Source organism: Zavarzinia sp., assembly GCF_041650655.1.
In the GTDB taxonomy this organism is placed as follows: Bacteria; Pseudomonadota; Alphaproteobacteria; order Zavarziniales; family Zavarziniaceae; genus Zavarzinia.
This window is the reverse complement of record NZ_JBAZKR010000202.1, coordinates 1-3663: the sequence shown is the minus strand read 5'-3', so window position 1 is coordinate 3663 and position 3663 is coordinate 1. Positions and strand designations below refer to the sequence as shown.

Below are 3663 nucleotides of genomic sequence, written 5' to 3'. Positions count from 1 at the left end.
AAGGCCGCCACGCCCGGCGTCGATTTCCGCTATCGAATTTTCAATGCCGACGGCGGCGAGGTCGAACAGTGCGGCAACGGCGCGCGCTGCTTCGTGCGCTTCGTGCATGAGCAGGGGCTGACGACCAAGCGCGAGATCCGCGTCGAGACCCAGTGCGGGGTCATCGCGCCGCGGCTGGAAGCCGACGGCCAGGTCACGGTGGACATGGGTGCGCCGCGCTTCCTGCCGGCCGAGATCCCCTTCCAAAGCGACAGCGATGCCGTGGTGCAGCCGCTCGACGTGGATGGCGCCCAGATCGACATCAGCGTCGTTTCGATGGGCAACCCCCATGCGGTGCAGGTGGTTGCCGACGTCGATGCCGCGCCGGTCGCCCGACTCGGCCCGCTGATCGAATCGCACCCGCGCTTCCCGCGCCGGGTCAATGCCGGTTTCATGGAGATCGTCGACCGCCACGCGATCCGCCTGCGCGTCTACGAGCGCGGCGCCGGCGAGACCCTGGCCTGCGGCACCGGCGCCTGCGCCGCCGTGGTCGCCGGCATCCGCCGCGGCCTGCTGGATTCGCCGGTGCGCGTCGCCACGCGCGGCGGCGACCTGTCCATCGCCTGGGGCGGCACAGCCGGTAACGCAAACTCGCCGGTCATGATGACCGGCCCCGCGACCACCGTCTTCAGCGCGGAAATCGAATTGCCGAACAACCTGACATGAGACCTGACATGAAATCTGAAGACGTCGCACGCTACATACAGGATCACCCGGAATTCTTCGAACAGCACGCCGAGTTGCTGGCCCTGATCACCCTGCCCGATCCGCACAGCGGCCGGGCCGTCTCGATCACCGAGCGGCAGTTGTTCAACCTGCGCGACAAGGTGCGCGCGCTCGAAGCGAAGCTGGTCGAGCTGGTCGGTTTCGGCGAAGAGAACGATGCCATCTCGGAAAAGGTGCATGGCCTCGCCGTGGCGCTGATCGCGGCGACGGACCGGGCCGGCATGGTGCGCGCGCTGTATTCGCATCTGGGCGGAGCCTTCGCCGTGCCGCACGTCGCGCTGCGGCTGTGGGGCGCCGGACAGGGCGACGGGCACGAATACGATCCGGTCGACGATGCGGTCAAGGCCTTTGCCTCGGGCCTGCCGCGACCTTACTGCGGCGCCGCGGGCGGCCAGGAATCGCTGGCCTGGTTCGGCGACGCCGCCGCCGGCCTGCAGTCGATGACCCAACTGCCGCTGCGCGAATCGGGCGGCGCCTGCTTCGGCCTGCTGGTGATGGCGAGCGAAGACCCGCAGCGCTTCCACGCCGACCTCGGCACCCTGTACCTGGAACGAATCGCCGGGATGGCGGCGGCGGCGCTGCTGAGAGTGGCCGCCTGAAATAATGGACGCCTCGGTCGAGAGCTTTCTTGCCGAGTTCGAGATACAACGTCGCGCCAGCCCGCATACGCTCGACGCCTACCGCCGCGACCTGGCGCGCCTGACGGCGCTGGCGGCCGGCGCCGATCCGGCGGCGCTGAAGCCTGCGCAATTGCGGCGCGGCCTGATGACGCTGCACGTGCAGGAACTCGCGCCGCGCTCGATCGCCCGCACGCTGTCGGCCTGGCGCAGCTATTACGCCTGGCTGGCGCGGCGCGGCGTGATCGCCTTGAATCCGGCCGACGGCCTGCGGGCGCCGAAGCGCGCGCGCACCCTGCCCAAAGCGCTGGGCATCGACCAGGCGGCCGCCCTGCTCGACCGGCCGGCGGCGGGTTCGGCAGCGGGCGCCGCCGATCCCCTGCAGGTGCGCGACGCGGCGATGTTCGAACTGTTCTATTCCTCCGGCCTGCGCCTGTCGGAACTGGTCAGCCTCGACTGGCCCGGCGGCCTCGATCTGGCGGCCGGCGAAGTCACGGTCACCGGCAAGCGCAAGAAGACCCGCACGGTGCCCGTCGGCGACCAGGCGCGGATCGCCCTGGAGGCGTGGCTCGCGCTGCGTCCGCAATTTTTGCGCGACGAGCAGCCCGCGCTCTTCCTCGGTCGCAACGGCACGCGCCTCACGCCACGGCAGGTCGAAAGCCGCCTCGCGCAATGGGCTCAGCGGCAAGGCGTCGGCGTGCATGTGCATCCCCACATGCTGCGCCACTCCTTCGCTTCCCACGTGCTGCAATCCTCCGGCGACCTGCGCGCGGTGCAGGAAATGCTCGGCCACGCCAGCATCGCGGCGACGCAGATCTACACCCATCTCGACTTTCAGCACCTGGCGAAAATCTACGATGCCGCTCATCCGAGAGCCAAGAGCAAGTGACCGGATTTCGGACTGTTCGAAATTCGTGATTGATATACAACTCGGATGCTGAACCGCGACGTGTAGTCAGGCCCACGGTTCCACGCGCTGCACCCGGCCAAGCCCGGGATCGACTCCTGGCTGGCGATGCGTCCTCCGTCAACGGCTCCCGCGTGCGCCGAGCGTATCGCTGTTCCTGACCAAGACGCCGGCGATGCCGACGCGCAAGGCGGCGGCCGTGATGCTTGCGGCGTCGATATTGCTGCCGGTACCAGCGATGACATCGACTTTGACACCGGGCGTGGAACTGTCGATCAGGCTGACGATCGCGCCCGGAACAGCTTGGCCGCCGGGGACGGTGGTGGTGCGCTCGTTGCCAATCCGGTAAACGCTACCGCCGACCGGGATGGTGGTTTGGCTGTGATTGAAGGCATTCCTGAAGGCGAAGGTACCATCAATGATGGGCTGAAGGCGGGCGGCATGAAACTCCGTGCTGTTGGCATTGAGCGTCTTGCCCACATGGGCGGCCACATCGATCCGGCCGCCCGGCCCGACGATGATGCCGGCGGGGTTCACCAACCAGACGCGACCGTTGGAGCTTAGCTTGCCGTAGATTGGCGAAGGTTCGCCGAGGACCCGGTTGAATACGGCGGACGAGGCCGAAGGCTGCACGAAGCGGGTGATTTCCCCAAGCTGGATCGAGAACTTGTCCCAGTCGATGATGGCGCCATTGCTGTTGGTCACCGTCAGGACGCCGCCGGCCTGATTGAAGCTCGCGGAGCCACTGACCACGACCGGATTCACGGGCCCTGCTACCTTATTCAGGGATATGTTTGCAGAGTGGAGCAACACAGTGCCGCCGGTGCCGCCGCCATGGATTTCCGCGTTGTCCGCAATTGAAAGGTTGCCACCGCCGGCGAAGAGTTCAACGCCGCCCTCCCTGGTCCCGGAGTCGATGATGCTGCCGGCGTCGACATAGGCATCCTGGCTGGCTATGAGAAAGATGCGCCCGCCTTCGCTGACGACGCTGCTGGCGTTCAGCGTGCCGCTGTTCCTGACGATGACGCCGGCGATGCCGATCCGCCCTGCCTCGGCCGTGATCTCGCCGAGGTTCGTGACGTTGCCTTCCGCGCCGGTGATGTCGACCTTGACCCCCGGCGTGGCGCTGTCGATCAGGCTGACGGTGGCGCCGGCGGCGAGAATGGTTTCGCCCTTGGGCGTGGTGATGATGCCTTCGTTGCTGACGTTGGTGCCGATCAGATAAACGCTGCCGCCGGCCGGCGTCCTGATTTCGCCTTGATTGATGACATCCTTGGCGCCGCCGTCATTGATGAACAGGTTGCGACCGGCGAGGAAGTCTTCGTTGCGTATGTTGAGCGTGGAGGCGACGAATCCGGCCGTATCCACCCGACC

The 3663-nt window shown here is 67.0% G+C and carries 4 protein-coding genes; 3 read left to right on the top strand and 1 reads right to left on the bottom strand.

Annotated elements, in window-relative coordinates; genetic code table 11:
* From dapF to xerC, 3 genes are all read left to right on the top strand, one after another.
* Positions 1 to 705: diaminopimelate epimerase (gene dapF, locus WC493_RS22170; protein ID WP_373068626.1), on the top strand; the 705-nt coding region annotated here is incomplete at its 5' end.
* Positions 702 to 1364, top strand: coding sequence for a DUF484 family protein (locus tag WC493_RS22165; RefSeq protein ID WP_373068624.1), 663 nt, complete (start codon positions 702 to 704; stop codon positions 1362 to 1364). The genes dapF and WC493_RS22165, both read left to right, overlap by 4 nt.
* Before the next feature lie 4 nt (positions 1365 to 1368).
* Positions 1369 to 2271: a tyrosine recombinase XerC gene (gene xerC / locus WC493_RS22160; protein ID WP_373068622.1), complete on the top strand. Its 903-nt coding sequence runs from the start codon at positions 1369 to 1371 to the stop codon at positions 2269 to 2271.
* A 138-nt stretch (positions 2272 to 2409) separates the two neighbouring features.
* On the opposite strand, the gene WC493_RS22155 is transcribed toward xerC, so the two are convergent.
* The coding region (locus WC493_RS22155; protein WP_373068620.1) for a filamentous hemagglutinin N-terminal domain-containing protein at positions 2410 to 3663 on the bottom strand (1254 nt) is incomplete at its 5' end.

Bases quoted from the DNA above. Each gene is read 5' to 3' on its own strand.
- WC493_RS22165 (WP_373068624.1), top strand. From the start codon at position 702: ATGAGACCTGACATGAAATCTGAAGACGTCGCACGCTACATACAGGAT.
- xerC (WP_373068622.1), top strand. From the start codon at position 1,369: ATGGACGCCTCGGTCGAGAGCTTTCTTGCCGAGTTCGAGATACAACGT.